2 protein-coding genes are annotated in these 1,295 nt (G+C 66.0%); both read right to left on the bottom strand.

Features of this window, described 5'->3' with window-relative positions:
• A partial coding sequence (locus ACFVQ3_RS18825) for a hypothetical protein (RefSeq protein WP_387642414.1) occupies positions 1-199 on the bottom strand: 199 nt, incomplete at its 3' end.
• A 56-nt stretch (positions 200-255) separates the two neighbouring features.
• Positions 256-1,295 (bottom strand): LamG domain-containing protein (locus tag ACFVQ3_RS18820; RefSeq protein ID WP_387642412.1); only part of this gene is annotated, 1,040 nt, incomplete at its 5' end.

Below are 1,295 nucleotides of genomic sequence, written 5' to 3'. Positions count from 1 at the left end.
GACCCTCCGGCGTCGCGAACACCGTGTCCCACGCCGTACGCTCCGAGACCACCTCGACCTCGCGATCACACGACGCAGCCACCAACGTCGCCTCCACAGCAGACGCAGCACTCCCAGCACACGACACGTCGGCGGGAACCGTATCGGCGGCTGCCGTCACGGGAACCCCCAGCGCGCTGAAGCCAAGCACACCGACCATCAGGTATCCGATCGAGCGAAGACTTCTCCGGCCTCCGCTGCTGGACGCGCCGCCCATCAACCGGCCGCGTTCTGGCAGTCGCGGCGGACGGACGCCTCGGTCACCACTGATTTGTACGCTCGGACGTCGTCGATGACGCCGACCCACCCTTCCGAGTGACGGCCATCGACCATGGCCCTGCCCAGCTGGAGCGGGCCACCGGCGCTCCACGCGACGGTTGGCGTGTAGTTGGTCGTCGTGAGAACGGGCTCACCGTTCCCCACCTGAGAAGGAGTTCCGACTTCGCATGCATAGAGGCTGATGGTCCCCTGGCCCGCGTCACGGACTCCGGTCAGGTAGACCCACGAGTTCGTCTTCACTGGAAGCGTCGAGGTGGCAAACACCGGGACACCCGAGCTGTCGTCGGACGACATCCAGAACCCCCAGCAGGAGTTGGGACCGCCGCAGTACTCCTTGGGGAGGTGTCCGAGCTTGAAAGCACCAAACCGCTGGCCGTCCTGGCTGACGGCGACCCGGACCGTCGAGGCGTCCTCCAGCTTCACCAAGCTCGTCACACTGAAGCTCCCGCTCGTGTCAAGTACGGGACCTGTCGTCTGCGCCGAGTCCAGCCCGTCGGTGAAACGAAGCGCCCTGTCCGCGGTGTTGTTGCCGAATTCGGCGGTCACGCCGTTGACCCATTCCGTCGAGGGCGAGATCGACAGGGGCTTGGTGCCGACGAGGTCGGCGGCAGTTGTGCCCGCACCCTCGTCCAGGCTCCACGTCGAGCTCGCACCCACAAAGTTCACGGAGAAGCGATAGGTACGCACGTCGCTGGTGTTGCCCGCACGATCGACCGACTGCACCAGGAGCCGCTGCGACCCGACGCCTGTCGGCGTATGCAGAATCGTGTGCGTGTGCCCGCTGCTCACTGCGACCGTCGTGCCCAGGGAGTCGGAGTTGAACGAGTACTTGTACGCGACGACGTCGGCTGCGCCGCTCGGATCGAGCGTGAACTTGCCGGACTGGCCGATCCCGCCGGCGATCTGGTTCTCGAGGTAGACGGCGGGTTGCCCGGTGACCGCTGTCACGGTCGGTGCTGGTGGTTTCGTCATGTCGA

It is taken from the genome of Oerskovia sp. NPDC057915 (genome assembly GCF_042887685.1).
Classification (GTDB): Bacteria; Actinomycetota; Actinomycetes; order Actinomycetales; family Cellulomonadaceae; genus Oerskovia.
Note: the sequence above shows the minus strand (reverse complement) of the source record. Positions and strands in the feature narration are given on the sequence as shown.